The 26,670-nt window shown below is 72.6% G+C and carries 27 protein-coding genes and 1 pseudogene; 18 read left to right on the forward strand and 10 right to left on the reverse strand.

Going from position 1 to position 26,670, the window contains the following annotated elements; all coding sequences use genetic code 11:
* Positions 1–173: 173 nt before the first annotated feature.
* Both BT341_RS22795 and BT341_RS22800 read left to right on the forward strand, forming a co-directional pair.
* Positions 174–3,050, forward strand: a complete 2,877-nt coding sequence (locus tag BT341_RS22795) for a glycoside hydrolase family 9 protein (RefSeq protein ID WP_072478216.1) — start codon at positions 174–176, stop codon at positions 3,048–3,050.
* Positions 3,051–3,205: 155 nt separating this feature from the next.
* Positions 3,206–3,433 (forward strand): hypothetical protein, encoded by a 228-nt coding sequence (locus BT341_RS22800; RefSeq protein ID WP_072478217.1) that lies wholly within the window; start codon positions 3,206–3,208, stop codon positions 3,431–3,433.
* 398 nt (positions 3,434–3,831) lie between these two features.
* Here the strand turns inward: BT341_RS22800 and BT341_RS46630 are convergent, their stop codons facing one another.
* The 3 genes from BT341_RS46630 to BT341_RS22810 all read right to left on the reverse strand — a co-directional run bounded on the left by BT341_RS46630 (position 3,832) and on the right by BT341_RS22810 (position 5,818).
* A complete protein-coding gene (locus BT341_RS46630) occupies positions 3,832–4,458 on the reverse strand; it encodes an MFS transporter (protein ID WP_245805068.1) in 627 nt (208 codons plus the stop codon).
* Positions 4,425–4,799, reverse strand: a complete 375-nt coding sequence (locus BT341_RS46635; protein ID WP_245805069.1) for a hypothetical protein — start codon at positions 4,797–4,799, stop codon at positions 4,425–4,427. The genes BT341_RS46630 and BT341_RS46635 overlap by 34 nt, the downstream gene beginning before the upstream one ends.
* A gap of 95 nt (positions 4,800–4,894) precedes the next feature.
* Positions 4,895–5,818, reverse strand: a complete 924-nt coding sequence (locus BT341_RS22810) for a LysR family transcriptional regulator (protein WP_072478218.1) — start codon at positions 5,816–5,818, stop codon at positions 4,895–4,897.
* Positions 5,819–5,903: 85 nt separating this feature from the next.
* Between BT341_RS22810 and BT341_RS22815 the strand changes: the two genes are divergently transcribed.
* The 6 genes and pseudogenes from BT341_RS22815 to BT341_RS22840 all read left to right on the forward strand — a co-directional run bounded on the left by BT341_RS22815 (position 5,904) and on the right by BT341_RS22840 (position 11,961).
* A complete protein-coding gene (locus BT341_RS22815) occupies positions 5,904–6,866 on the forward strand; it encodes a cyclase family protein (RefSeq protein WP_072478219.1) in 963 nt (320 codons plus the stop codon).
* Positions 6,867–6,891: 25 nt separating this feature from the next.
* Complete coding sequence (locus tag BT341_RS22820; RefSeq protein WP_072478220.1) at positions 6,892–8,016, forward strand: FAD-dependent oxidoreductase; 1,125 nt, start codon at positions 6,892–6,894, stop codon at positions 8,014–8,016.
* 17 nt (positions 8,017–8,033) lie between these two features.
* On the forward strand, positions 8,034–8,960 hold the full coding sequence (locus BT341_RS22825; protein ID WP_072478221.1) for a VOC family protein: 927 nt from the start codon (positions 8,034–8,036) through the stop codon (positions 8,958–8,960).
* Positions 8,960–9,876 (forward strand): annotated as a pseudogene (locus tag BT341_RS22830) (fumarylacetoacetate hydrolase family protein). The gene BT341_RS22825 and the pseudogene BT341_RS22830 overlap by 1 nt, the downstream one beginning before the upstream one ends.
* Before the next feature lie 61 nt (positions 9,877–9,937).
* Positions 9,938–11,116, forward strand: coding sequence for an alpha/beta hydrolase family protein (locus BT341_RS22835; RefSeq protein WP_072478222.1), 1,179 nt, complete (start codon positions 9,938–9,940; stop codon positions 11,114–11,116).
* Between the two features lie 83 nt (positions 11,117–11,199).
* Positions 11,200–11,961, forward strand: coding sequence for a hypothetical protein (locus BT341_RS22840; protein ID WP_072478223.1), 762 nt, complete (start codon positions 11,200–11,202; stop codon positions 11,959–11,961).
* Positions 11,962–12,027: 66 nt separating this feature from the next.
* Here the strand turns inward: BT341_RS22840 and BT341_RS22845 are convergent, their stop codons facing one another.
* From BT341_RS22845 to BT341_RS22870, 6 genes are all read right to left on the reverse strand, one after another.
* A complete protein-coding gene (locus BT341_RS22845; RefSeq protein WP_072478224.1) occupies positions 12,028–12,231 on the reverse strand; it encodes a hypothetical protein in 204 nt (67 codons plus the stop codon).
* Positions 12,232–12,412: 181 nt separating this feature from the next.
* The gene (locus BT341_RS22850) at positions 12,413–13,141 is read right to left on the reverse strand and encodes an FAD:protein FMN transferase (RefSeq protein ID WP_218177759.1); all 729 of its coding nucleotides are present in this window, start codon (positions 13,139–13,141) and stop codon (positions 12,413–12,415) included.
* Entirely contained in the window at positions 13,138–13,560 is a 423-nt protein-coding gene (locus tag BT341_RS22855; protein WP_072478225.1) for an FMN-binding protein, read from the reverse strand. Before BT341_RS22855 ends, BT341_RS22850 begins: the two co-directional genes overlap by 4 nt.
* Before the next feature lie 13 nt (positions 13,561–13,573).
* Entirely contained in the window at positions 13,574–14,947 is a 1,374-nt protein-coding gene (locus BT341_RS22860; RefSeq protein ID WP_084742971.1) for a ferredoxin reductase family protein, read from the reverse strand.
* A gap of 66 nt (positions 14,948–15,013) precedes the next feature.
* Positions 15,014–15,649, reverse strand: coding sequence for a 3-oxoacid CoA-transferase subunit B (locus BT341_RS22865; protein WP_072478226.1), 636 nt, complete (start codon positions 15,647–15,649; stop codon positions 15,014–15,016).
* 1 nt (position 15,650) lies between these two features.
* Positions 15,651–16,418, reverse strand: a complete 768-nt coding sequence (locus BT341_RS22870; RefSeq protein ID WP_072482130.1) for a CoA transferase subunit A — start codon at positions 16,416–16,418, stop codon at positions 15,651–15,653.
* Between the two features lie 105 nt (positions 16,419–16,523).
* Here BT341_RS22870 and BT341_RS22875 point away from each other — a divergent pair, with 105 nt between their 5' ends.
* A complete protein-coding gene (locus tag BT341_RS22875; RefSeq protein ID WP_072478227.1) occupies positions 16,524–17,288 on the forward strand; it encodes an IclR family transcriptional regulator in 765 nt (254 codons plus the stop codon).
* Positions 17,289–17,327: 39 nt separating this feature from the next.
* On the opposite strand, the gene BT341_RS22880 is transcribed toward BT341_RS22875, so the two are convergent.
* On the reverse strand, positions 17,328–18,017 hold the full coding sequence (locus tag BT341_RS22880; protein WP_245805070.1) for an IclR family transcriptional regulator: 690 nt from the start codon (positions 18,015–18,017) through the stop codon (positions 17,328–17,330).
* A 108-nt stretch (positions 18,018–18,125) separates the two neighbouring features.
* Here BT341_RS22880 and BT341_RS22885 point away from each other — a divergent pair, with 108 nt between their 5' ends.
* The 9 genes from BT341_RS22885 to fahA all read left to right on the forward strand — a co-directional run bounded on the left by BT341_RS22885 (position 18,126) and on the right by fahA (position 26,669).
* The gene (locus BT341_RS22885; RefSeq protein ID WP_072478228.1) at positions 18,126–18,515 is read left to right on the forward strand and encodes a nuclear transport factor 2 family protein; all 390 of its coding nucleotides are present in this window, start codon (positions 18,126–18,128) and stop codon (positions 18,513–18,515) included.
* Between the two features lie 23 nt (positions 18,516–18,538).
* The gene (locus tag BT341_RS22890; RefSeq protein WP_072478229.1) at positions 18,539–19,372 is read left to right on the forward strand and encodes an SDR family NAD(P)-dependent oxidoreductase; all 834 of its coding nucleotides are present in this window, start codon (positions 18,539–18,541) and stop codon (positions 19,370–19,372) included.
* Positions 19,365–20,141: an SDR family NAD(P)-dependent oxidoreductase gene (locus tag BT341_RS22895; RefSeq protein WP_072478230.1), complete on the forward strand. Its 777-nt coding sequence runs from the start codon at positions 19,365–19,367 to the stop codon at positions 20,139–20,141. The genes BT341_RS22890 and BT341_RS22895 overlap by 8 nt, the downstream gene beginning before the upstream one ends.
* Positions 20,138–21,568 carry an FAD-dependent oxidoreductase gene (locus BT341_RS22900; protein ID WP_072478231.1) on the forward strand — a complete coding sequence of 477 codons (1,431 nt, stop codon included), beginning with the start codon at positions 20,138–20,140 and terminating at the stop codon, positions 21,566–21,568. Before BT341_RS22895 ends, BT341_RS22900 begins: the two co-directional genes overlap by 4 nt.
* Positions 21,565–22,866 carry an MFS transporter gene (locus BT341_RS22905; protein WP_072478232.1) on the forward strand — a complete coding sequence of 434 codons (1,302 nt, stop codon included), beginning with the start codon at positions 21,565–21,567 and terminating at the stop codon, positions 22,864–22,866. Before BT341_RS22900 ends, BT341_RS22905 begins: the two co-directional genes overlap by 4 nt.
* Positions 22,867–22,898: 32 nt before the next feature.
* On the forward strand, positions 22,899–23,420 hold the full coding sequence (locus BT341_RS22910) for a MarR family winged helix-turn-helix transcriptional regulator (RefSeq protein ID WP_072478233.1): 522 nt from the start codon (positions 22,899–22,901) through the stop codon (positions 23,418–23,420).
* 89 nt (positions 23,421–23,509) lie between these two features.
* On the forward strand, positions 23,510–24,709 hold the full coding sequence (locus tag BT341_RS22915; protein WP_072478234.1) for a homogentisate 1,2-dioxygenase: 1,200 nt from the start codon (positions 23,510–23,512) through the stop codon (positions 24,707–24,709).
* Positions 24,706–25,506, forward strand: a complete 801-nt coding sequence (locus BT341_RS22920; RefSeq protein WP_072482132.1) for a hypothetical protein — start codon at positions 24,706–24,708, stop codon at positions 25,504–25,506. Before BT341_RS22915 ends, BT341_RS22920 begins: the two co-directional genes overlap by 4 nt.
* Positions 25,503–26,669: a fumarylacetoacetase gene (fahA, locus tag BT341_RS22925; RefSeq protein WP_072478235.1), complete on the forward strand. Its 1,167-nt coding sequence runs from the start codon at positions 25,503–25,505 to the stop codon at positions 26,667–26,669. Before BT341_RS22920 ends, fahA begins: the two co-directional genes overlap by 4 nt.
* Position 26,670 lies beyond the last annotated feature (1 nt).

Raw genomic sequence — 26,670 nt, forward strand, 5'->3', positions numbered from 1 at the left:
TGAAACCACACCGGACCCGGGGAGCAAAGCCCTCCGCCGTGATCAATTTTCCGGTGCCCTTCGAAAGTTTCGCCGGTCATTGCCAACGGTGACCGGAAGCGGTTACCGTCCCTTGGGAGCGCTCTCAGTCCGGATCCACCATCGGCACGCCGACGAAGACGAGGAGATGGCGAATGCGGGCAAGAAAGTCGCGGGCCGGGCTGGCCTTGCTGACCGCGGTGGCGCTCGGGCTGGTGACGGGCACGGTGCCCGCCTCGGCCGCGGAGTACGAGCGCCTCATCAACGGCACGTTCTCCAGCGGCACCCTGGACCCGTGGTGGGCCGGGGCCGGCACGACCGGGCACGTCACCGACGGGGAGTTCTGCACCGACGTCCCCGGCGGCACGGCCAACGGCTACGACGCCCTGGCCGGGCAGAACGGCGTGCCGTTCGAGGCGGGACAGCAGTACACGCTGACCTTCGACGCGCACGCGACGACCACCCAGCAGATCTCCGCCGTCGCGGGTGAGGCGGTCTCGCCCTACCGGCAGATCTCGCGGACCGACCTGACGGTGACCCCGTCGACGCAGCACTTCACCGTGACGTTCACGTCCACTTTGGACTTCCCGGCCGCCGGCAACGGCCAGCTGGCCTTCTGGTTCGGCGGCCAGGCCGCCGCGAACACCGTGTGCCTGGACAACATCTCCCTCGTCGGCGGCGTCCTGCCGCCCGGTGGCCAGCAGCCGCTCAGCGGCATCCAGGTCGACCAGGACGGCTACGTGCCCGGCCTGCCCGAGCGGGCCACCCTGGTGAGCGACTCGACGACGCCGGTGCCGTGGACGCTGAAGAACTCCGCCGGTGTCGCCGTCGCGAGCGGGCAGACGACCGCGCGGGGGGCGGACGCCGCGTCCGGCGCGAAGGTGCACGAGATCGACTTCTCCGCCTACACCACCGTGGGCACCGGCTACACGCTCAGCGCCGGCGGCCAGACCAGCTTCCCGTTCGACATCTCCCCGGACGTGCGGCAGAAGCTGCGGTACGACTCGCTGGCGTTCTTCTACCACCAGCGCAGCGGCATCGCGATCGACGCCGCGTACGTCGGGGCGGCGTACGCGCGTCCGGCGGGACACGTGAACGTGGCGCCGAACCAGGGCGACAACAACGTCCCGTGCCGGTCGGACCTGAACTGCGGCTACACGCTCGACGTGCGCGGCGGCTGGTACGACGCCGGCGACCACGGCAAGTACGTCGTCAACGGCGGCATCGCGGCGTGGGAGCTGCTCGACGAGTACGAGCGCGCCGTCCGGCTGGGCGACGCGAGCGCGCTGGGCGACGGGAAGCTGGCGATCCCGGAGCGGGCCAACGGCGTGCCCGACATCCTCGACGAAGCGCGCTGGGAGGTCGACTTCCTGCTCTCGATGCAGGTGCCGGACGGCAAGCCGAACGCGGGCATGGTCCACCACAAGATCCACGACGCCCAGTGGACGTCCCTGCCCACCCGGCCCGACCAGGACAGCCAGCCGCGGCGGCTGTCGGCGCCGAGCACGGCCGCGACGCTCAACATGGCCGCGGTCGCGGCGCAGGCGTCCCGGCTGTGGCGGACCATCGACCCGGCCTACTCGGCGAAGCTGCTCGCCGCGGCCGAAAAGGCGTACGCCGCGGCGAAGGCCAACCCGAACGTGCTGGCCGACCCGAACGACGGCACCGGCGGTGGCACCTACAGCGACAGCAACGTCACCGACGAGTTCTACTGGGCGGCCGCGGAGCTGTTCGCCACCACCGGGAAGAGCACCTACCGCGGTGACGTCACCGGCTCGTCGCTCTACCGCGGCGTCAGCTTCAACACCCACGGCTTCGACTGGGGCTCGACCGGCGCGCTCGGCGACATCACGCTCGCCCTGGTGCCCACCGACCTGCCCGCGGCGGACGTCGCGGCGATCAAGTCGGCGATCACCACGACCGCCGACAGCCACCTGACGCAGATGAGCTCCATGGGCTACCCGGCGCCGTACCGGACGGCCGACGGGACCTACGAGTGGGGTTCGAACGGCCTGGTGGCCAACAACGGCGTGGTGCTGGCACTGGCGTACGACTTCACGAAGCAGGACAAGTACCGCGACGGCGCGTTCGCGGCGATGGACTACCTGCTGGGCCGCAACCCGGCGAACTACTCGTACGTCTCCGGCCACGGTGACCGGCCGGTGCAGAACGTGCACCACCGGTTCTGGGCGCACGAGCTGGACCCGTCGCTGCCGATCGCCCCGCCCGGCGCGCTGTCCGGCGGGCCCAACAGCGGCCTGCAGGACCCGACCGCGGCCCGGCTGCTCGCCGGCTGCGCGCCCCAGCGCTGCTTCGTCGACGACATCCAGGCGTACTCGGTGAACGAGGTCGCGATCAACTGGAACTCGGCGCTGGCCTGGCTGTCCGGCTGGGTCGCCGAGAAGTCGCCGTCCGGTGTGGACACGACGCCACCGGCCGCGCCGGGCACGCCCGCGGTCTCCGCCGTGTCGAGCAGCGGCGCGACGCTGACCTGGGCGGCGGCCGCGGACCCGGAGAGCGGCGTCAAGAGCTACGACGTGGTCCGAGTGAACGGCTCGGCCCGAACGGTCCTCGCCACGGTCACCGGCACGACGGCGACCCTGACCGGCCTCTCGGCCTCGACCGCGTACACCGTGGTCGTGGTGGCCCGCAACGGCGTGGGCCTCACGAGCCAGGACTCGCCGTCCGCGCAGTTCACGACGAAGCCGGCCACCCCGGCGGGCGGGTGCGCCGTGACGTACACGACCAACACGTGGACCGGCGGGTTCACCGCCGCCGTCACGGTGAAGAACACCGGCACGACCGCGTGGTCCGGCTGGAAGCTCGCCTTCACCTTCCCGGGCAGCCAGAAGGTGACGCAGGGCTGGTCGGCGACGTGGGCGCAGTCCGGCGCCGACGTGACCGCCACGGCGATGCCGTGGAACGGCTCGGTGGCGCCGGGCCAGTCGGTCTCGATCGGCTTCAACGGCAGCTACACGGGGACCAACACGAACCCGGCGGCGTTCACGGTCGACGGCAGGGCCTGCGGCTGACCGGTCCGCCACGGACCCGGCCGCGGCGCGCCGCGGCCGGGTCCGGCCACTGTGGACGGACCAGGGTGGCTGCCCGGGCCGCCCGCCCGCACTGCTACAGTCGCCTGGCCCGGGATGTTCGGGTTTTTTTCGTGCTGGACCAGAGGATTTTCGGAATGGAAGAAGAGGCTGCGCTCGAAGCGGCCTTCCGCCGGCGGATCGCGCGGGCGAGCCGGAACGTGGCGGACGCGAAGAAGACCGGCGACCACGCGGTGGCCGGCAGGCACGCCGCGCGGCTCGAGGACGCCTTCGAGCTGGCGCTGCGGTTCAAGCTCGACGACCGGGTGCCGAACCCCGGCCGGACGGCGATCCCCCGGCCCCGCACGGCGCTGTCGCCGGCCTGACGATCGGGTCCCCCGTGCGGGGGTCGCCCGCGTGGGCGCCGGATTGGGAGTAACCGGGCTCCTCACGCAGACTGACCGCGTGAGCCAGGCGGGGACGACGGCGAAACGGAAGCAGGCGGCCGCGGCGTGGATCGGATTCCGGGCGGCGATGCACCTTCCGCTCCGCGTCAGCGTTCGGTGACGTCCAGCGGCCGGCTGCTCCGCCGCGGTAGGAACGCGGTCAGGACGCCGGCGATCGCGGACGCGAGGCCGAGGACGGCCAGCGCGCCTCGGAGCCCGCCGGTGCCGGCGCCGATCGCGGCGACGACGAGCGGGCACGCGAACTCGCCGAGGAACAGCGTGCCGGTCCACAGGCCGGTGCCGCGCCCCCGCTGGTCGAAGCCCGTTGACCGCCCACGTCAGCAGGTCGGCAGCAGCATGCCGGTCCCGAAGCCGGTGAAGACCGCGCCGACGGTGATGACGACCGGCGAGGCGGTGGCGAACACCAGGAGGAGGCCCACGGCGGCGAGACCGAACTCGACGGGCAGCAGGATCCGCGGCGTCCGGCCCGACAGGCGGCTGAACCCGGCCGCGCCTGCCGCCGTCGCCAGGGACATGACCGCCGAGACCGCGCCGATCGTCCGGGTGGCGGTCACGCCGACGCCGGTGAGCACAGAGGACAGTTCGACGATCAGGGCGTAGAAGACGACGCCGCCGAACAGCGTGACGAGGCAGGGCGCGGCCAGGTGCCGCCAGGGCAGTTTCGCCAGGCGACCGCCCGCGGCCGGCCCGCGGCGCGGCGTGGGCTGCCAGAGCTTGAGCGCCATGGGAACGGCCAGCGGAGCGGCGACGGCGTACATCCAGAACGGCGTCCGCCAGCCCGACGCGCCGAGCACCCCGCCGAGGGCGACGAACGCGGTGGCCGACAACGTGGCGACCACGGTCTGCAGGCCCAGGTAGCGTGCCCGGCGCGCGCCGGACCAGTAGTCGCCGATGAGCGTGGTGCAGCACGTCATGATGGCGCCCTCGCACAGCCCGGCGAGCACGCGGCTGGCGAGGATCGCGCCGAGCGAGTCCAGGTAGAGCGGCGCGGTCCCGAACCGGTGTAGGCCGGCATGACCAGCAGCAGCAACCGTTTCCGGTCGATCCGGTCGGCGACGACGCCGGCGAGCGGCGCGGTCAGCACGACGGGGACGAGGACGCCGGCGCCGGGCGTGCCCGCGAACGCCAGGCTCAGCTGCGGCAGGACGGGCGCGATGAGGACGGCGCCGAGCACCGACATGCAGCTCCCGGCGAGCAGCAGGAGCAGCTGGACACCACCGGCGGTCGCACGGCGCTCGTCGGCGGTGTCGGCCGGGGGCAGGTTCACGGCTGGGCTTTCGGGCATTTCGGCACCTGAGTTCCGTCGTCGGTTCACCGGAGGTGCCGAAAGTGGGAATTCCGCGGCGGGGCAGCGGAAATCACTTCTGGCGAACCCGGGTATCAGCGCGGTGGATGGCCGGTGACGCCGGCGGCGACCCGCGCCAGCAGTTCGCGCAGGTACCGGTGCTCGGGATCGTGCTCGTACATCGGGTGCCACCAGACCGCCTCGACCAGGGGACCGGCTTCGAACGGGCACGGCAGCGCCCGCACGTTCGCGTCGGCCGGGATGCGGTCGGCGAGCCGTCGCTGCAGCAGCGCGACCCGGTCGGTCCCGGCGACGAGACCCGGGACGGTCAGGAAGTTCTCCGTGACCACCTGGACGTGCGGTTCGATGCCGAGGATCCGCATCTGCAGCGCGGCCGGCGTCGACGCGGTGGGCCCGTGGTAGGTGGCCACCCAGGGCATGGTCCGCAGCTGCTCCACCGTGAGTCCCGTCTCGGCCGCCGGGTGGCCGGCGTCGATCAGGCAGACCCAGTCGTCGCGGTGGAGGTCCTGGTGCGGCAGGCCGTCGAGGAAACCGTGCGGCAGCACGAGCAGATCGATGCCGGTGAGGGACTGGCGCGCGTTGTCGACGATCGCCGGGGTGTTGGCGACGAACCGCACGCGGGCACCGGGTGCCTCCTGCGTCAGGGCGGCCGCGAGCGCGACGCCGAGCACCGCGACGCCGTAGTCGCTCATGGCGAGGGAAAACTCCCGGGAGGTGGTGGCCGGGTCGAAGTCCGGTTCGGCGGCGAAGACGCGTTCGACGCCGTTCACCGCGGTTCGCACGCGTCCGCGCAGCTGGACGGCCAGCGGCGTGAGGCGGTACTGGTTGCCGTGGCGGGCCAGCAGGTCGTCGCCGAAGTGCCGGCGCAGCCTGGCGAGCTGCGCGGAGACCGCGGGCTGGCTGAGGCCGACCTGGTCGGCGGCCCGGCTGACGCTGCGGTGTTCGAGCAACGCGTCGAGCGTCACCAGCAGGTTCAGGTCCAGGCTCGCGAGGTTCACCCACCGAGCGTATCCATCGGGCTGATAACCCGCATCAGCTATTTCGTCTTCCCTGATGCCCCGGGGATGCCGGACCGTGAGCGGCATGGACCGCACCGATCCCGAAGCCGCGATCGCCGCCGCGGCGAAGCGCTGTTCGAACTGGGGCCGCTGGGGCGCCGACGACGTCCTCGGCACCCTGAACTTCCTCGACGACACCAAGCGCCGCGAAGGTGCGGCCCTGGTCCGTCGCGGCGTCAGCTTCGCGCTGTCGCAGCGGTTCGAGGCGGACGGCCCGCAGAAGGGCTGGCGACGGCGGACGAACCCGGTGCACACCATGCTGGACACCGGCCTCGACGCCGAACGCGGCACGCAAGGCTTCCCGCACGGGATCGGCGGCGCCGACGACGTGGTGTTCATGCCGCTGCAGGCGTCGACGCAGTGGGACGGGCTCGGGCACATCTTCGACCACGGCGTGGCGTGGAACGGCCGCCGGGCCGGGGACGTCGTGACCGGTGAAGGCGATCGCGTCACCGGGATCGAGACGGCGTCGGGCCGGATCGCCGGACGCGGGGTCCTGCTCGACGCCGGCCGCGCGCTCGGCACGGACGGCGAGCTGCCGGACGGGTTCGCGATCACCGTGGCGCACCTCGAGGAAACGATGGCCGCGCAAGGGGAAACCGCGCGCGTCGGCCGGGGCGACCTGCTCCTGGTGCGGACCGGGCGGCTCGCCCGGGCGCGCCGCGAGGGCTGGGGCGACTACGCGGGCGGCCCCGCGCCCGGGCTCTCGTTCACCACCGCGGAATGGCTCCACGACACCGAGATCGCCGCGATCGCCACCGACACCTGGGGGTTCGAGGTCCGGCCCAACGAGTTCGACGACGCGTTCCAGCCGCTGCACCAGGTCGCCATCCCGCACATCGGGTTGTTCCTCGGGGAGATGTGGGATCTCGACGCCCTCGCGGCGGACTGCGCCGCCGACGGCCGCTACGAATTCTGGCTGACCGCCGACCCGCTTCCGGTGACCGGGGCGGTCGGCGCGCCGGTCGCGCCCATCGCCGTCAAGTAGCTCCCGGACCGGACGAAGGAGTCCCATGCCCGCCGTGCACACCGTCCTCGTGGTCGGCAGTGGTCTCGCCGGCGCCGCCGCCGCGATCCATCTCGCCGGTCACGGCGTCGCGGTCGACCTGATCGAGCTCAAGCCGGACATCACCGCCATCGGCTCGGGAATCACCCTGCAGGGCAACGCCTTGCGCGAGCTGCGCAAGCTCGGCGTCTGGGAACCGGTCCGGGAGCAGGGCTTCGGTTTCGACAGCCTCGGGCTCCGCGCCGCGGACGGCACCCTGCTCGCGGAGTTCCCCGATGCGCGCACCGGTGGCCCGGATCTGCCCGCTTCGCTGGGGATGCCTCGGCCGGCCTTGGCGCGGATCCTGCACGAGCGCGCCGCCTCGGCCGGGGTGAAGGCCCGGTTCGGGCTGACCGTGACCGCGCTGGCGCAGCGCGCGAGCGGGGTCGACGTCACCTTCTCCGACGGCTCGGCCGGCCGCTACGACCTCGTGGTCGGCGCCGACGGGATCCGCTCGGCGGTCCGCCGGCTGGTGGGCGTCGAGGCGGAGATCCGGCCGACGGGCATGGGCATCTGGCGCGCGTTCGGCCCGCGTCCGGCGTCGGTGACCCGGACCGACCTGTTTTACGGCGGCCCGTCCTACATCGCGGGCTACTGTCCGACCAGCGAGGACACGCTCTACGCCTACGTCGTGGAGGACGCGCAGGACCGCAGCGGCCTGTCCCCGGCGGACCAGCTCGCGACCATGCGGGAACTCGCTGCCGCGTACCACGGCCCGTGGGACGACATCCGGGCCACGCTCACCGACGCGTCGCGGGTCAACTACACCTTGTTCGAGACCCACGTCCTGCCGGCACCGTGGCACCGGGGGCGGGTGGTGCTGATCGGTGACGCCGCGCATTCCTGCCCGCCGACCCTGGCCCAGGGCGGGGCCCAAGCGCTCGAAGACGCCGCGGTCCTGACCGAGCTGCTGCTCACCGCCGGCACCCTCGACGACCACGTCTGGTCCGCGTTCACCGAGCGCCGCTGCGCGCGGGCGGCGACGGTGGCCGAGGCGTCCGTCCAGCTCGGACAGTGGCTGCTCGACCACGAGCAGGGCGACGTCCCCGGGCTGATGGGCCGGATCGCCGCCCTGGTCACCCAGCCCGCCTGACTCCGGAGGAGAACGAGATGATCACCCACCTGCGGCACGTCGACCTAGCCGTGCCGGACCTGGCCCGCCAGCGGGACTTCTACACCGGCGCCTGGGGCCTGAAGACCGAGCACACCGACACCGGCGTCGCGTTCCTCGCCGCCGAAGGCTCGCCCGAGCAGTACGTGGTGCGGCTGCGCCAGGCCGGCGACAAGCGGATCGACCTGATCGCGTTCGGTGTCGCCACTTCGTCCGATGTGGACACTTTCGCGGACCGGCTGACCACCGCGGGCGTGACGCTCGTCCACGAGCCCCGTGCCCTGCACACGCCGGGCGGGGGCTACGGGTTCCGGTTCTTCGACAACGAGGGCCGCACGGTCGAGATCAGTGCCGGCGTCGCGGTCCGCGCGCACCGCAAGATCGAGGCGGGCGAGTCCGTGCCGGTCCGCCTGTCCCATGTCGTGATCAACTCGGCGAACCCCGAGGCGACCCGCGCGTTCTACGAGAAGCACCTCGGGTTCCGGCTGTCGGACATCCTGATGCACCCCCGGATGGGGGAGATGATGTGGTTCCTGCGGATCAACTCGTGGCACCACAGCATGGCCATCGCCCGCTGCCCGCACCCGTCGCTGCACCACGTGTCGTTCGAGATGCGCGGGCTGGACGAGTACATGCGCGGCACCGGACGGCTCCTGCGCGCGGGCGTCGAGAAGATCTGGGGACCCGGCAGGCACCTGGCCGGCAACAACACCTTCAGCTACTTCCTCGACCCGCACGGCAACACGATGGAGTACACCACCGAGCTGGAGCACGTCGACGAGGACACCTGGCACCCGCACCGCTACGACTTCAGCGATCCCGAGGTGTCCGACCAGTGGGGAACGGCGAACGCGATGAACGAGTTCGTCGCGCGGCGGTCCTTCAACGACCCCGACAAGGGCCTGTTCGTGGCCCCGCCGGTCTGATGCGGTTCGCCACCTACGAGCACGGCGGAACCGTGCACGCGGGCGTCGTTTCCGGCGACGGCGTCCACGCGTTCCCGGCCGGGGTGACCGTGCTGGACCTGGTTCGCGGTGGCCTGCCCGCCGCCCTCGACGCCGGCGCGTCCGTCCTCGGCGGACCGGCGGTGCCCTTGGCGGCGGTGCGGCTGCTGCCGCCACTCGACCCGCCGAGCGTCCGCGACTTCGTCGCCTTCGAGGAGCACGTCGAGGGCATGGTCGCGCCGGGTGCCGTGCCCCCGGAGTGGTACGAGGCGCCGACGTTCTACTTCACCAACCCCACCGCGCTGGTCGGCGCGCACGACGACGTGCCGATCCCGCCCGGGGCACGGCTGTTCGACTTCGAGCTGGAGGTCGCCGCCGTGCTGGGGCCCGGCGAGATCTTCGGCTACACGATCTTCAACGACTGGTCCGCCCGCGATCTCCAGCGCCGCGAGATGAAGGTCAACCTGGGGCCGGCCAAGGGCAAGGATTCGGCGACGACGCTCGGGCGTGGCTGGTCACGGCCGACGAACTGCAGCCGTACCGCGACGCGGACGGCTTCCTGGCCCTCGGCATGCGGGTGGCGGTCAACGGCCGCGAAGCGGGCCACGACCTGCTGTCCAACATGGGCTGGCCGTTCGAGGAACTGGCCGCCTACGCGGGCCGGGGCACGCGGCTGCGCGCCGGTGACGTCCTGGGCTCCGGGACCTGCGGCAACGGCGGTTGCCTGGCGGAGCTGTGGGGCCGTCGCGGGACGCCGGATCCGCCGCCGCTGCGGCCCGGCGACGTCGTGGAGATGACTGTCGAGGGCATCGGGACGATCCGCAACACCGTTGTCGAAGGCGTCACGCTGCCGCCGGTCCGGCCCGCCCGGCCCCGGCCGAGACGGCGGTCCCGGTGACCGGCAACGCCGGCGCCGCCCGGGTTCCGGGCCGCGCCACCCGAACCTGAAAGGAAGATCCGTGTTCGAATACTTCCCCGGCAACTACGTGTGGAACCTCGGCGTGGTCGCGGCCCTCAACAGCGGGGGCCTGATCGACGAGGTGGACCGCGCCTGCCGGCCCATCCGCGAAGCCGCGGCCCGGGGCTCGGACGCCGGGACGCCGGATTTCCTGCGCGCCTGGACCGCACTCACCGACCAGCTCGTGACCCAGGCGGAACAGGCCGAAAAGGCCGGGCACACCCGCACCGCCGGTGACCTGTACTTCCGGGCCGCGAACTACCTCTGCCAGGCCGAGCGCATGCTCGCCCACTCGGACCCGGACCGGCTGCCGACCTACCGGCGCGTCCTCGAACTCGCGCAGAAGTCCTTCGACCTGCGCGACCGGCGGATCTCCCGGGTCGCGGTCCCGTACGAAGGAACGACCCTGCCGGGCTACCTTTCCCTCGCCCCGGCCACCGACGCCGGGCCGGCGCCGGTGATCGTCCTCGTCAACGGCCTGGATTCGACCAAGGAGCACATGTACAGCTCCGCGCATTGGCGGGAGCTGGCCGACCGGGGTGTTTCGTGCCTGATGCTCGACCAGCCCGGCACGGGTGAAGCCTTGCGCCTGCAGGGCCTCATCGCCCGCATCGACGCCGAAGCCTGGGCGGGCGCCGCTGTCGACTGGCTCGAAACACGGTCCGAAGTGGACAGGAGCCGGATCGGCATCGTCGGCTGGTCCCTGGGCGGTTACTACGCACCGCGCGCCGCGGCGTTCGAGAAGCGGTTCGCGCTCTGCGTCGCCTGGGGCGCCAACCACAACTGGGGCGCGGTGCAGCGCCGCCGTCTCGAACGCGAAGGCGAGCGGCCGGTGCCGCACTACTGGGAGCACGTGCTGTGGGTGTGGGGTCACGACGACCTGGACGAGTTCATCGCCTTCGCCGACGACGTCCACCTGGACGGCGTGGCGGAGAAGATCACCGTGCCGTTCCTGATCGCGCACGGCGAGAAGGACCGCCAGATCCCGCTCGAGTACGCCCACCGCTCCTACGACCAGGCCGTCAACTCACCGCGGCGCGAGCTGCGGGTGTTCACCCCGGAGGAGGGCGCGACCGAGCACATCGGACTCGACCACCTGCCCCACGTGAGCACGTTCGTCGCGGACTGGGTCGCCGACACCTTCGAGGCGATCGGCTCCCGTCAGGAGACGGCGGTGTAGCCGGGGTCGCGAGCGCGGGGCCGTTAACCGGATCGTGACAGGCCGGGGCGCGCGGGGTAAAACAACGCGCGAATGCTGGCCGCATGAGCGAAGCCGAGGTACCACGAAAGCGCGCCCGGACGTCGATGAGCCGTGAGCTGGTCGAACTCGCGGCCCTGTTCATCGCCACCGGGGTCGCCGATCTGTTCGTCAGCACGTTGTCGCACAACCGCGTCGGGCCGGTCGTGTTGTTCGGGCTCGGGGTGCTGCTGATCGTCACCGCCGCGGGGCGCCGGTGGATCCACCGGCCGGTGCCGGCGCGCGGCCGGCCGCCGCGGACCGGGGTGGCGTGGCGGGTGCGCGCCACGGTGCGGGACGTGCCGGGCAGCTTGGCGGCGGTGACGGCCGCGCTGGCGGCGCACCGCTACGACATCGTCTCGTTGCAGGTGCTGGCGGTGCCGGCGGGAGTGGTCGACGAGTTCCTGGTCCGGGCCCCGGAAGGCACGACGGCGGCGGACATCGCCTCGGTGACGGAACGCGGCGGCGGCCGGGAGGTCCGGGTGGTCGCGGCGGACGTGCACGAGTTCGTGGACCTGCCGACCCGGGTGTTGACGATCGCGGCGGCCCCGGACCTCGACCGGGACCGGCTGCTGCGCGCGGTCCTGGGCGATTGCCGGATCGAATCGAGCCCGGCCGGCCGCCGGGCGAAGGGGGCGGATGGCGCGGTGTTGCGGTTGCCGGACCGGGACGGCGGGTTGGTGGTGACGCGGTCGTTGCCGTTCACGCCGGTGGAGTGCGCGCGGGCCGAAGCCGCGCTGGCGCTTGCGCGCCGCCTCGCGGAGCTCCCGGCTGATGGCCGGGGTTAGCGGGCGCCGGCGCTGATCAGGTGCAGGCTGCCGTCTCGTGCGCTGATGGCTCGGCCGAGCCGGGTGTCACCGGCGCGCGTGGCGTCCCGACCGGGCGTGCGTCCCGGCGCCGGGCTGGCGGCGAGGAGCACTTTCCGTGTCGTCCTCGTCGGCGACCGGCCGGTAAGCCGGCTGGAGGAACAGGCTCCCGTAGCGGTCGTCCTGTGGCTTGCTCAGTCCGCCCGCGCGGGGCTCTTCGACCACGGGATGGCTGAACAGCGAAATGTCCATTGTGGAGGTGATGAGAAATTCCTTCCTGGTGCCACCGCAACCGGAATCAGACCGCGAGGTGGCAGGTGATCCGCCCGCCGATGAACCGGCACGAGCGTGATCCGATGACGAGAAGCCGAAACAGCTCCCCGAAGGCCGCGGGAAAGCGGCCGGGCTCCCTCAGCCTACACCGCCGCGGCCCTCAGCACAGCCAGCGGCCCACCCCGCCGGCCGTGACGACGAAGATCCGGTGGCCCGGCACCGGTACCGCCCACTCGGCGACGCCGTGGCCCATCGCCACTCCCGCGGTCGCGTAGACGTCGGCGCGGGTGAGGGACGGGCCGGTCACCGTGACCGCCGCCAGGTCGCGCGCCGGGGCTCCCGTCAGCGGGTCGATGATGTGCGTGCCGCGCTCGGCGGTGCCGGACGTCGCGACTGCGATGTCGCGGCCCGTGACCGTCGTCAGGATCCGGTGGGGGTCGGCCGGGTCGGTGACGCCCACCCGCCACGGCCTGCCCGGGGCCGCTTCGCCCGCGAGCCACACGTCGCCGCCGCCGTTGATCGCGTGGTTCGGGCTTCCGTGGCCGCGCAGCAGCGCGGCCGCCCGCTCGATCGCCCAGCCTTTGACCAGGCCCGTCGGGTCCGGGGCGCCGCGCCAGCGTGCCGTGAAGTACCCGCCCGTCTCGGCCTCGTAGCCGTCGCACAGCGCGAGCACCTCCGCCACGAGCGGGTCCGCGTCCGCGAGCCGGAGCGTGCCGTCGCGGTACCGGCTGAGGTCGCTGCCGGGCGAAAACGTGCTGAACAGCGCGTCGGCCCGGTGCAGCCAGGCGACGGCTTCGGCGATCGGCGCCGCCCAGTCTCCCGGGTCGCGGACGTCGATGGTGAACACCGTGCCCATGCAGTGCTCGACGTGCACGGTCCGCGCGGTCACGAGATGCCGGCCTTGTCGAGCGCGCTCTGCAGCGACCTGACGTAGCCGTCGGAGGTGTACGTCGCGCCGGACACCATGTCGATGTCGGCGTTGCCCGCCCGCGCGGCCTCCTGGTTGAGCTGCGGGATGGCGTAGGCGTTGATCTCCTGGTCGCGCGGGTTCTCGGTCGGGTATTCGACGGCCGACACCGCGGTGACCTTGCCGTTCTCGACGGTGATCCGGACCTGGACGGGACCGAACCGCGTGTCGGCGGCGTCCCCGGTGACCGTGCCGCCGCCGGTGGCGGCCGTGGCGCCGCTGCCGCCGCTGACCGCCGACGGCGGGGTGGCCGCGGCCGTCGTCGTCGGGTGGGTCTTGAACGACAGCAGCAGCACCAGCCCGGTGATCGTGCCGGCGAAGGCGAAGAGGACCCGTTTCATGGGGAGGCCTTTCTCAGAATTCGAAGCTCTCGTGGTGGATCTGGCGCCGGGGCACGCGGGCGGCCCGCAGTTCGGCGCGCACGGCGTCGGTCATGCCCGGCGGCCCGCACAGGTAGACGTCGTGCTCGGCGAGGTCCGGCACCTGCCGCCGCAGCAGGGTCAGCGGGTCGCCGCCGTGCTCGGCACGGGTGCCGGTGAGGATCCACAGGCGCGCGCCGCGCTCGGCGGCCAGCTGCTCGAGCTCGCGGCGGAACAGGACGTCGGTGTCGCGGCCGGCGCGGTAGAGGAGCGTGACGTCGCCGGGCGCGGCGGGCAGCGCCGGGAACAGCGCGCGGATCGGCGTGATCCCGACCCCGCCGGCGACGAGCAGCACCTTCCGCCGTTGCCGGGCGGACGGCGTCATCGCGCCGTACGGGCCTTCGGTGACCACCCGGGTGCCCGGGCGCAGGGCGGCGAGGGCGGCGCTGTGGTCGCCGAGCGCCTTCACGGTGATCCGCATCCGGCCCGGGTGCACGGCCCCGGACAGCGAGTACGGCGCGGAGACCCACCACAGGTCCCGGGTGAGGAACCGCCAGCGGAAGAACTGCCCGGGCTCGGCACGCAGCTCGTCCAGGTGCCTGCCGGTGACCACGATGCTCACGACGCCGTCGGCCTCCGGGTACACCGCGCCGACGCGCAGCCGGTGGCGTACCGCCTGCCGCACCGGGGTGACGAACCGGTACCAGAGGATCGCCGCGCCGGTCGCGGCGTACAGCGTGGACCAGGCGATCCGGGCGGGCAGGTCGGCCATGAACTGGGCGCCGGTGGCGAACTGGTGGCTGAACGCCAGTGCCATCGCGAGGTAGGTGTAGAAGTGCAGGAAGTACCAGGTTTCGTAGCGCAGCCGCCGGCGCGCCGCGCGGGCGGAGCTGATCCCGACGCCGACGAGCAGCAGCCCGGCGACGGTCGCGGCGAGCACGTCCGGGTAGCTCAGCAGCAGCGTCGTGGCCTGGCCGAGCACGCCGGTGTGCGCCGAAACCGCATAGCCCCAGGTGATCAGCAGCCCGTGGGCGACGACGAGGGAGACGACGTAGCGGCCGCCCATCGCGTGCCAGCGGGCGAGCCGGTCGGCGCCGATGCCGCGTTCGAGCGGGGGGATGCGCGCCATCAGGGCGACGAGCACGACGAAGCCGTAGCCGGCGAGCAGGCCGGTGATCCGCCCGGCGTTCGTGAGCCAGTCGCCCGGCCCGTGGATCGAGGGCGTACCGGCCCACCAGAGGCCGATGGCGCCGAGCGCGCCCGCGGCGACGAGTGCGAGCACGGCGCCGGGACGCGCCCGGGCCGGCGCGGGCGTGGCGGCCGGTGCCGCCGCGCCCGGCCGGAGCGGGGCGGGGTGAACGGTGGTCATGCCCCCTTTGTCCGGCACGGACCTGTACCGGAGGTGGGCGGTTCCTGTGGGAATCCTTTGAAGCCGCTACATCGCGACGCGGATCCGGGGTTCGGTCTTCGCCTGGACCTCGTCGAAGGTGACGCCGGGCGCGAGTTCGGCCAGCTCCAGCCCGGCCGGGGTGACGTCGAGGACGCACAGGTCGGTGATGATCCGCTGGACGACGCCGCGGCCGGTGTAGGGCAGCGAGCACTCCTCGACGATCTTGGCGCTGCCGTCGCGGGCGACGTGCTCCATCAGCACGATGACCTGCTTCGCGCCGTGGACCAGGTCCATCGCGCCGCCCATGCCCTTGACCATCTTCCCGGGGATCATCCAGTTCGCCAGGTCGCCGGACGCGGAGACCTGCATGGCGCCGAGGATGGCGGCGTCGATCTTGCCGCCGCGGATCATGCCGAACGACAGCGCGGAGTCGAAGAACGACGCGCCCTTGCGGACGGTCACGGTCTCCTTGCCCGCGTTGATCAGGTCGGGGTCGACCTCGTCCTCGGCCGGGTACGGGCCGACGCCGAGGATGCCGTTCTCCGACTGCAGGACGAGCTCGACGTCGTCCGGGACGTGGTTCGGGACCAGCGTCGGCAGGCCGATCCCGAGGTTGACGTAGTCGCCGTCGCGCAGTTCGGCGGCGGCGCGGGCGGCCATCGCGGTGCGGGTCCAGGCCATCTCAGGCGACCTCCCCGGTACGCACGGTGCGCTTCTCGATCGGCTTGTCCGCGGCCTGCTCCGGCGTCAGCGGCACCACGCGGTGCACGAACGCGCCGGGCAGGTGCACGGCGTCCGGGCCGAGTTCGCCGGGCTCGACGAGCTGCTCGACCTCGGCGATCGTCACCCGCCCGGCCATCGCCGCGAGCGGGTTGAAGTTGCGGGCGGCACGGGCGAAGACGAGGTTGCCGTGCCGGTCGCCGCGCCACGCGCGGACCAGCCCGTAGTCGGCGACGATCGCGTGCTCGAGCAGGTATTCCCGGCCGCCGAACGTCTGCTTCCGCTTCGGCGGGCTCGCCTTCTCGACGGCGCCGGTGGCGTCGTACTTCCACGGCAGGCCGCCGTCGGCGACCTGGGTGCCGATGCCGGTGGCGGTGAAGAACGCGGGGATGCCGGACCCGCCGGCGCGCAGCCGCTCGGCGAGCGTGCCCTGCGGGGTCAGCTCGACCTCCAGCTCGCCGGCGAGGTACTGGCGCGCGAACTCCTTGTTCTCGCCGACGTAGGAGGCGACGACCCGGCGCAGGCGGCCGGCGCCGAGCAGGACGCCCAGGCCCCAGCCGTCCACCCCGGCGTTGTTCGAGACGACTTCGAGGTCGGCGGTCCCGGCCTCGAAGAGGGCGTGGATGAGGACGGCGGGCACGCCGCACATCCCGAACCCGCCCACCGCGAGCGTGGCGCCGTCCGGGATGTCGGCGACGGCTTCCGCGGCCGACGCGATCACCTTGTCCATGGCCGTCATCTCAGGGCACGGGCTGCCGGGCGGTCAATCAGTGAACGCGGTCCACCAGCGGATTGTTCGCCTCACGGTCGTAATCAGTGGGGTAGTGTCCATTCAGTGGACGCACCCGCAGACCTGGTCGGCCGGACCCACCGCGCGTTGCGCGCCGTGGCGGCGCACGAGCCCGGCGGCGCGACGACGACGGCGGTGGCCCGCGCAGCCGGGCTGCCCCGGCCGACCGTGCACCGGTTGCTGACGTCGCTGCAGGGCGTCGGCCTGGTCGAGCGCGAGCCGGAGACCGATCACTGGGTGCTGGGACCGGAGCTGTACTTCCTGGGCGTGGCGGCGGGCCGGCGGTACGACGTCACGGAGGCGGCGCTCCCGGTCGTCCGGCGGCTGGCGCTGGCGACTGGGGAGAGCGCGTTCTTCTCGGCGCGGCGCGGGGAGGAGACGATCTGCCTGATCCGCGAGGACGGCCCGTTCCCGATCCGCAGCCACGTCCTGTTCGAAGGCGCGCGGTTCCCGCTGGGCGTGGTCTCGGCGGGCATGGTGATCCTGGCCCACCTGCCGGAGCGCGAGGTCGCGGACTACCTGCGCCACGTGGACCTGACGGCGGACTACGGGCCACAGCACGCCCCGGCGGAGATCCGCCGGCACATCGCGGCGACGAGGAAGAACGGCTACGCGCTGAACCCGGGCCTGGTGGTGGAGGGCAGCTGGGGCCTGGCGGCCGCGGTGTTCGACCAGGCGGGTTCGCCCCGCTGGGCGCTGACCCTGACGGGCGTGGAACACCGCTTCGGCGCGGCGCGGGTTCCGCAGCTGGGTGCGTTGCTGCTGCGGGAGGCGCACGCGCTGTCCGAGACGCTGGCCCGCCGGTCGTGAGCCCGAACAGGGTCAGAACCCGGTTTCTCACTCACGACCTCAGCCGAGCAGGGCGCTCAGCCGTTGCGCCGCCGCCATCACCAGGTGGCCCAGCGCGTCCGGATCCGGGGCTTCGAACAGGGACAGGCCGATGCTCGTCTCCGGCTGGTCGCGGCCGGTGCGGACGACCGCCGAAATGCCCGTGATGCCCGGGGCGATCTCGCCCGTCGACACCGCGAACCCGCGCTCCCGCGCCCGCGTCACCTCGGCGCGTTCGCCGGGCACGGGCGGGCCGGCCGCCAGGATGGCCAGGCCCGCCGAGCCGCGGGTGATCGGGTCCAGCTGGCCGGTGCGGAACGCCACGTGCATCGCCGCCCGGCGGGGCTCGACGATCATCAGCATCCGCACCTGCTCCGCGTTCTCCCGCACCACCAGGTGCGCCGACGCCTGCGCCGAGTCCGTCAGCTCCTCCAGCACCGGCCGGGCCAGCGTGCGCAGGTCCTGCTCGACCGGCTCGGCCAGCCGGACCAGGCCGGTGCCCAGCGAGATGCGCTTGAACCGGTCACGACGGCACAGGTAGTGCGCCTCCAGGGTCCGCACCAGCCGGTGCGCGACCGTGCGGTGCACGCCGATGCCGTCGGCGATCTCGGTCAGCGTCAGCCCCCGCGGGTGCTGCACCAGCAGTTCCAGCACCTGCAGCCCGTGGTGCAGCGTCTTCGAGGTCCCGGACGCGGGCAGCGTCGATTCCACACACGGCTCCCTTGACTCCGCCAAGACGGCGACCTACTGTCTCACACATATTCGCACGCTGCGTGCGAATATAGCACATTAAGCCGGACGGGACAACGGAGGTTCCGCATGCAGGTGGCGACCGAGGACGTCGTGGCCGTGCACCAGCTCTACGGCCGCCAGAGTCACGCCATCGACTCGGGCGACGCCGCCGGCTGGGCCGCCACCTTCACCGCGGACGGCGAGTTCCGCTCGCCCACCTATCCCGAGCCGGCCACCGGCACGGCGGAGCTGACCGCGTTCGCCGAGCGCTTCCACGCGGCGGGCGAACACCTCCGGCACGTGGTCAGCACGATCCACGTCCGCCCGGGTGCCACCCCGGACACCCTCCGCGCCGACGCCTACCTGCAGATCGTCGCGAGCACGCACCTGGTGCGCCTGACCGTCCTCGACGACGAGCTGGCCCGCACCGGCGGCGGCTGGCGCGTCCGGCGGCGGACCGTCCACCGCGATTCCTGATCCACGAAAGAGAGAAGAGCACCATGACGACCCACGAGCCCACCGGTCCCGGGCGGGTCCTGCACCAGCCGGTCACGGCGCGGTACCCCGAGTTTCCCGGCAAGGTCGCCGTGGTCACCGGCGCGGCCCGCGGGATGGGCGCCCGCTTCACCGCCGCGCTCGCCACGCGCGGGGTCGACGTCGTCGGCGGCGACATCGACGGCGACGCGATGGCCGCCACCGCCGCCGAGCTGGCCGGCGCGCTCGCCGAAAGCTCACTGGAGGCCAAGCCCGGCCGGATCGTGCCCGCCACCCTCGACGTCACGAAGGCCGAAGACCACCTCGCCCTGGCGCGGCAGGCGACCGACGAGTTCGGGCGGCTCGACTTCTGGGTCAACAACGCCGGCATCTTCCCGTTCGCCGAGGTCCCGGACATCACGCCGGAGCAGATCCGCGCGACGCTGTCGGTCAACGTCGAAGGCGTGCTGTTCGGTGCCCAGGCCGCGGCGAAGCACCTGAAGCCCGGCGGTGCAATCGTCAACATGTCCTCGGTGTCGGCGGTGCGCGTCCGCAAGGGCCGCGGCGCCTACTGCAGCTCGAAGGCCGCCGTCGCGCACCTCACCGAATCCCTCGCCGTCGAGCTGGGTGACCGGGGCATCCGCGTCAACTCGATCGCGCCCGGCTACATCGACACCGAGATGACCCGGTGGATCCAGGACGACGCGCCGGCACTGGCCAGGGCGCTCGACGCCGTCCCGCTGCACCGGATCGGCTCGCCCGAGGAGGTCGCCGGCGTGCTGCTGTTCCTGCTGTCGGACAGCGCCCGGTACGTGACCGGGCACAGCATCGCCGTCGACGGCGGGTCCCGCCATGTCTGAGTACCCGGACGTCGTGCTGGTCACCGGCGCGGCGGGCGGCCTGGGCGCGTCCCACGCCCGCGCGCTCGGCGCCCTCGGGGTCCACGTGTGCGTCGCCGACGTCGCCGACCCGTCCGATGTGGTCGGCAAGATCGTCGCCGGCGGCGGATCGGCGTCGGGGCACCACCTCGACGTCACCGACGCCGGTCAGTGGGACGCCGTGATCGCGGAAATCGAAGCCGGGCAAGGGAAACTCGGCGGGCTGGTCAACAACGCCGGGATCTCGCGGCGGCTGGAGTTCATGGACACCTCCGCCGACGTGTGGGATCAGGTCCTCGCGGTCAACCTGACCGGGCCGTTCCGCGGGATGCGGGCGGCCGCGCCCCTGCTGCGCGACTCCGGCGGCGGATCGATCGTCAACATCTCGTCGATCTCCGGTCAGATCGGTTACTTCTCGCCCGCGTACTCGGCCGCCAAGTGGGGCTTGACGGGCCTTTCGAAGTCGGCCGCCGGGAACTTCGCGAAGTGGGGCATCCGAGTCAACTCCGTCCACCCGGGACTCGTCGGCACGGCGCTGCTCGCGGGTGCCGACGCGTTCGTCCGGTCCGCTGTGGACAGTGTGCCGGCGGGCCGGATGGGCCGTCCCGAGGAGATCACCGACGCCGTGCTCTTCCTGCTGTCGAACCGGTCCACGTACATGACCGGCAGCGAGGTCACCGTCGACGGCGGCCTCGTCTCCAACGGGCTCTACCACCGCATTGTCGCGGAGTCGGGAGGTGATCTCGGATGAGCGGGCAGGAGTACGACGTCGTCGTCGTGGGCGGCGGGGGAGCGGGGCTGGCCGCCGCCGTGTCCGCCGCCGAACACGGCGGGTCCGTCCTGCTGTTCGAAGCCGAGAAGGAGCTCGGCGGCTCGACGCAGCTGTCGGCGGGCATGTTCACCGCCGCCGGCACGAGCGTCCAGCGGGCCTTGGGCATCGAGGACACGCCGGAGCGGTTCTTCCAGCACTACATGGACCTCAACCAGTGGCGGCTCAAGCCCGGGCTGGTGCGGGCGTTCTGCGAGGAGTCCGGCCCGGCGCTGGAATGGCTGATCGGCCTGGGCGCCGAGATTCCCGCGAAAGTGTCGCACAACGCGCACGCGCCGGGCCTCACCCGCGCCGGGGTCGAAGACGTCTGGCGCGCGCACGTGCCGAAGGACCAGGGTTACGGCCTCGTCCAGGTCCTCGACCGGGCGAGACGCGCGGCCGGTGTCGAAGCCGTGCTGAACACGCGCGTCGAGCGGCTGCTCGTCGAGGGCGGCCGCGTCACCGGCGTGGTCGCCGACGGGATCGACGTGCCCGCGGACGCCGTCGTCGTCACGACCGGCGGGTTCGCCCAGGACCCGGCCCTCGTCTCGCGGTACTACCCGGCCGCCGGCGCGGCGGGCGAGGACCTGTTCGTCGTCGCGGCGGAAGGTTCCCGCGGCGATCACCTCGCGTTCGGGGCGCAGGTCGACGCGGCGATCGCCGGCGACGGCTGGGGCCTGCTGCTGCCCACCGCGTACTTCCAGCGGCTGCACCACTGGCAGTCCGGCTTCCCGCCGGTGTCGCGGGTGCTGGTCAACGCCCACGGCCGCCGGTTCATGGACGAGGACGCCTCCTACGCCGTGTCCGGCGGGATCATCGACGCCCAGGACGGTCCCGTATGGACGGTCTTCGACGAGCGGGCGCGGCTGAGCCTGCCCGCCGGGTACGCGCATTGGGACGCCGGCCACGTCCTGGCCGAAGCCGACGCCGGGCGGACCGTCCGCGCGGACAGCGTCGAAGAGCTGGCCGGGAAGCTGGGCGTGGCCGCCGGCGCGCTGCGGGCGACGCTCGACCGGTGGAACGCGCACCTGCCCACCGGCGAGGACCCGGACTTCCTGCGGCACGAGACGCTGAAAGCCAAGGGCCGCACGGCACCACCCGAGCCGATCGCGACACCGCCGTTCTACGCGGCGCGCACGCTGCCCGCCGAGCTGGTCTGCACCCACGCCGGGCTGGAGATCGACGGCACCGCCGCCGTGCTCGACGCGCGGGGCGAGCGCGTGCCCGGCCTGTTCGCCGCGGGGGAGGCCGGAGCCGGTGTGCTCGGGCCGCGGTACGTCGGCGGCGGGAACGCCGTCGCCAACGCCATCACCATGGGCCGGGTCGCCGGCCGCACCGCCACTCACTCACCGTCGAGGAGCACCCCATGACCGTCCACACCGGACCCGCGCAGCAGGCGCTCGGCAGACGCACCGTCCGCAAGGTCGCCGTGCGGATCATGCCGATCGTCGCCCTGCTCTACGTCTTCAACTACATGGACCGGGCCAACATCGGCTACGCCCAGCTCGGCATGGGCAAGGAGCTGGCGATCGACGCCGCCACGTTCGGCGCCGCGTCGGCGATCTTCTTCCTCGCCTACGTCGTGTTCGAGGTGCCGAGCAACATGATCATGAAGCGGGTCGGCGCCCGGCTGTGGCTGAGCCGCATCGCGGTCAGCTGGGGCATCGTGACGGTGGTGACCGGGTTCGTCGCGAACACGACCCATCTGGTCATCGCGCGCATCGTGCTCGGCATCGCCGAGGCGGGTCTCTTCCCGGGCTTGCTGCTGTACCTGACCCTGTGGTTCCGCGGCAAGGAGCGCGGCCGCGCCATCGCGACGCTCGCGCTGGCCCAGCCGATCGCGCTGATCCTCGGCAGCCTCACCGGCGGCTGGATCCTCGATCACGCGCACTGGCTCGGGATGAGCAGCTGGCAGTGGGTGTTCGTGCTGCAGGGCGCGCCGGCCGTGCTCATCGGCGTCGTCACCTTCCGGTGGCTGCCGGACAAGCCGGGCGACGCGAAGTTCCTCACCCGCGAAGAACGCGGCTGGCTGCAGGCCGAGATCGACCGGGAGTACGTGCCGGAGGAGAAGGAGACGTTCCTGGGGCAGCTGAAGGCGGTCCGCAACGGCAAGGTGCTGCACCTGGCGTTCGCCAACCTGTTCATCGCCTGCGGGCTGTACGGGCTGACGTTCTTCCTGCCGCTGATCGTCAAGCAGCTCGACCCGAAGTACTCCTCGACCAACATCGGGCTGCTCGGCGCGATCCCGTACGTCGTCGGCGCGGTCGGCATGCTGCTGCTCGCGCGCAACTCCGACCGCACCGGCGAGCGCAAGGGCCACGTCGTCGCGCTGGTGCTCGTCGCGGCGCTGGGGTTCTTCGGAGCCATCCAGTTCAAGTCCGTGCCCGCGCTGTCGCTGGTCAGCCTGTCGCTGGCGGCGGTCGGGGTGCTCGGCTACCTGGCGCCGTACTGGGCGATGGCGGCGAAGGTGCTCTCGAAGGAGCACACCGCCGTCGGGCTGGCCGCCATCAACTCGATCGCGGCGCTGGGCGGGTTCTTCGGCCCCTACGCGATCGGGCTCGCCGCGACCGACACCGACGTCACCGTGGGGCTGTACTTCCCGATCGGCTGCCTGGTGCTCGCGGCGATCATGCTGGCCTTCCTGCGGGTGCCCCGCGAGCGCAACTAGTTTCGACTTTGACCAGTTGCTAGCCTGGAGTGATGGACGCTGAGCTGGACTTCTGGTCGTTCGTCGAGCTGGCCAACCGGCGGCTCGCGACCGAGTACGGCTTCCGCCACCAGCTGGCCACCGAGGTGCTGCTGACCCTCAACCGGGCCTCGGACCTGGTCACCTACGACCTGGAGGCCGCGGTGCACCGGCCCCGCGGCCGGTCGTGGTCGGCGTTCCGGCTGCTGTTCGTGGTCTGGCTGGCCGGCCCGCTGGAGCCCAAGAGCGCCGCCCGGCTCACCGGGATGAGCCGGGCGGCCGTGTCCAACCTGGTCAAGACGCTCGTCGCGGACGGCCTGCTCGACCGCGTCCCGGACACCCGGGACGGCCGCTCGGTCCAGCTGTCGCTGACCGCGGCGGGCCACGAGGAGATGGTCTCGGTCTTCCGCGAGCACAACGAGCGCGAATTCGGCTGGACGGACGCGCTGACCGAGACCGAACAGCGGATCCTCGTGATGCTGCTGGGCAAGCTGATCACCAGCCGGACGCGCCCGGACACCCGAAGCCGCCGCTGACCCCTTCCGGGGCGGCGGGCCGCGGGCTACGCTGCCCCCAAGATAGTAAAAACGTGAACTAAATACGCCGAGCGGTCAGGAGGCTAACCATGGCGTACTACCGCCGCGCGGGCACCATCCCGCCGAAGCGGCACACCCAGCACCGCACGCCCGAAGGCGGCCTGTACTACGAGGAGCTGATGGGCGAGGAGGGCTTCTCGTCGGACTCGTCGCTGCTCTACCACCGCGGGGTGCCGTCGGCGATCGTCGGCGCGACGCCGTGGGAGCTGCCGGACCAGACGCTCACCGAGAACCGCCCGCTGGTGCCGCGCCACCTGAAGCTGCACGAGCTGTTCTCCGGCCAGGACTGGAAGAGCGCCGACGTCGTGACCGGCCGCCGCCTGGTGCTCGGCAACGGCGACGTGCGCATCTCGTACGTCGCGGCGGGGGAGACCTCGCCGCTGTACCGCAACGCCGTCGGCGACGAGTGCGTGTACGTCGAATCCGGCGAAGCCCGCGTCGAGACGGTGTTCGGCGTGCTGCCGGCGCGCCAGGGCGACTACGTGATCCTGCCGCGCGCGACCACGCACCGCTGGGTGCCCTCCGGCGACGAGCCCCTGCGCGCGTACGTCATCGAGGCGAACTCGCACATCACGCCGCCGAAGCGGTACCTGTCCCGCTTCGGCCAGCTGCTGGAGCACGCGCCGTACTGCGAACGGGACCTGCACGGCCCCGAGGAGCCCCTGCTCGCCGAGGGCGAGGACGTCGAGGTGCTGGTCAAGCACCGCGGCTCGCGCGGCATCACCGGCACCCGGTACGTCTACCCGGCGCACCCCTTCGACGTCGTCGGCTGGGACGGGTTCCTCTACCCCTACACGTTCAACATCGCCGACTTCGAGCCGATCACCGGCCGCGTGCACCAGCCGCCGCCCGTGCACCAGGTCTTCGCGGGCCACAACTTCGTCATCTGCAACTTCGTGCCGCGCAAGGTCGACTACCACCCGCTCGCCGTGCCGGTGCCGTACTACCACTCCAATGTGGACTCCGACGAGGTGATGTTCTACTGCGGCGGCGACTACGAGGCCCGCAAGGGCTCGGGCATCGGCCAGGGCTCGATCAGCCTGCACCCGGGCGGGCACAGCCACGGCCCGCAGCCCGGCGCCGTCGAGCGGTCGCTCGGCGCGGAGTTCTTCGACGAGCTGGCCGTCATGGTCGACACCTTCCGGCCGCTCGAACTCGGCGAAGGCGGCCTGGCGAGCGAAGATCCCGGCTACGCGTGGACCTGGTCCGGACGGGGGCCGGTGGCATGATCCCCGCGCTCTTCGCCGGGCTCTGCGACGACGCCGCGGTGTTCCCGCCCGGCCTGGCGCCCCTGCCCGACGCCGTCGCGGCGCACGACACCCACGAGAAAGCCTGGTACGCCGACCTCGTCGGCCCGCTGGTGCTCGCCGCCCCGGCGCTCGGCGCGCTCGGCGACCTGCTCGGCTCCCGGGAAACGCCACTGCCGGTCGCGGTGACGCTGCCCGGCGGGCCCGCGCAGCTGCCCGGGGTGCTCGACGCCGTGGCGGGGCTGCCGGTCGAGCTGCGCGCGCTGGAGATCGCCGTCCCGGACGGCATGGGGCCGGACGAAGTCCTCGACGCCGTTTCGGCCGCGACCGCCCCGGTGTACGTCGAGATCCCGCGGGACGACCGGCGGCTTCCGCTGCTGCGAGCACTCGCCGGGACCGGCCACCGCGCGAAGTTCCGGACCGGCGGCGTCCGCGCCGGCCTCTACCCGTCCGAGGCCGAGCTGGCCGCCGCGATCTGTGCCGCCGTCGACGCCGGCGTCCCGTTCAAGGCGACCGCGGGGCTGCACCACGCGCTGCGCAACACCGACCCCGAAACCGGGTTCGAGCAGCACGGGTTCCTGAACCTGCTGCTCGCGGCCGGCGATCCCGACCACGCCGAAGCGCACCTCGCCGAGCGCGACGGCGAGGTCGTCGCCGGGCTGGTCCGGCGCCTGGACGCCGGTGTCCGCACGCGGTTCACGTCGTTCGGCACGTGCAGCGTCAGCGATCCCCTGACCGAGCTGGCCGCGCTCGGCCTGCTGCCCCGAGGAGAGGCATGACCACGATCGACATCCCCGCCGGCTCGCTCTTCGGCACCGCCAACCTGCCCTACGGCGTGTTCTCGGTGCGCGGCGACGCCCCGCGCGTCGGCGTCCGCGTCGGGGACTCCGTGCTCGACCTGGCCCGCGCGCTGGGGGACGACGTCTTCGCGGCGCCGTCCCTGAACCCGTTCATGGCCCAGGGCCACGACCGCTGGGTCGCGGTCCGCGAGCGGATCACCGCGCTCGTCGGCGGCGAGGTCCCGGACGGTTCGGTGTTCCCGGCCGGCGACGTCACCCTGCACCTGCCGTTCGAGGTCGCGGACTACGTCGACTTCTACGCGTCCGAGCACCACGCGTCCAACGTGGGGCGGCTGTTCCGGCCCGACGCGGAACCGCTGCTGCCCAACTGGAAGCACCTGCCGGTCAGCTACCACGGCCGGGCCGGGACGGTGCTGGTCTCCGGCACGGACATCGTCCGCCCGAGCGGGCAGCGCAAGGGCGACCCGGCGCCGGTGTTCGGCCCGAGCACGCGTCTCGACATCGAGGCCGAGCTGGGCTTCGTCGTCGGCACGGGCACGCCGCTGAACACGCCGATCGCGCCGGACGACTTCGCCCGGCACGTGTTCGGCGCGGTGCTGCTCAACGACTGGTCCGCCCGCGACATCCAGGCCTGGGAGTACGTGCCGCTGGGCCCCCACCTCGGCAAGAGCTTCGCGACGTCGATCTCGGCGTGGGTCGTCCCGATCCTGGCGCTGGAGGCCGCGCGGGTCCCGCTGCCCGGCCAGGACCCGGAGCCGCTGCCGTACCTGCGCGAGACCCGCCCGTGGGGGCTGGACGTCGAGCTGGCCGTGGCGTGGAACGGCCAGGAGGTCAGCCGCCCGCCGTACCGCGAGATGTACTGGTCGCCGGCGCAGATGCTGGCGCACCTGACGGTCAACGGGGCGTCGTCGCGCACCGGCGACCTCTTCGGGTCCGGCACGGTCTCGGGCACGGAGAAGCACCAGCGCGGCTCGTTCCTCGAACTCAGCTGGGGCGGCAAGGAACCGCTGACGGTCAACGGCGAGCAGCGCTCGTTCCTCGTGGACGGCGACGAGGTGGTGATCACCGGCACGGCCCCGGGCGCGAACGGCGAGCGCATCGGGTTCGGCGAGGTCCGCGGCCGCGTCCTCCCGGCCGGCTGAG

Source organism: Amycolatopsis australiensis, from assembly GCF_900119165.1.
In the GTDB taxonomy this organism is placed as follows: Bacteria; Actinomycetota; Actinomycetes; order Mycobacteriales; family Pseudonocardiaceae; genus Amycolatopsis; species Amycolatopsis australiensis.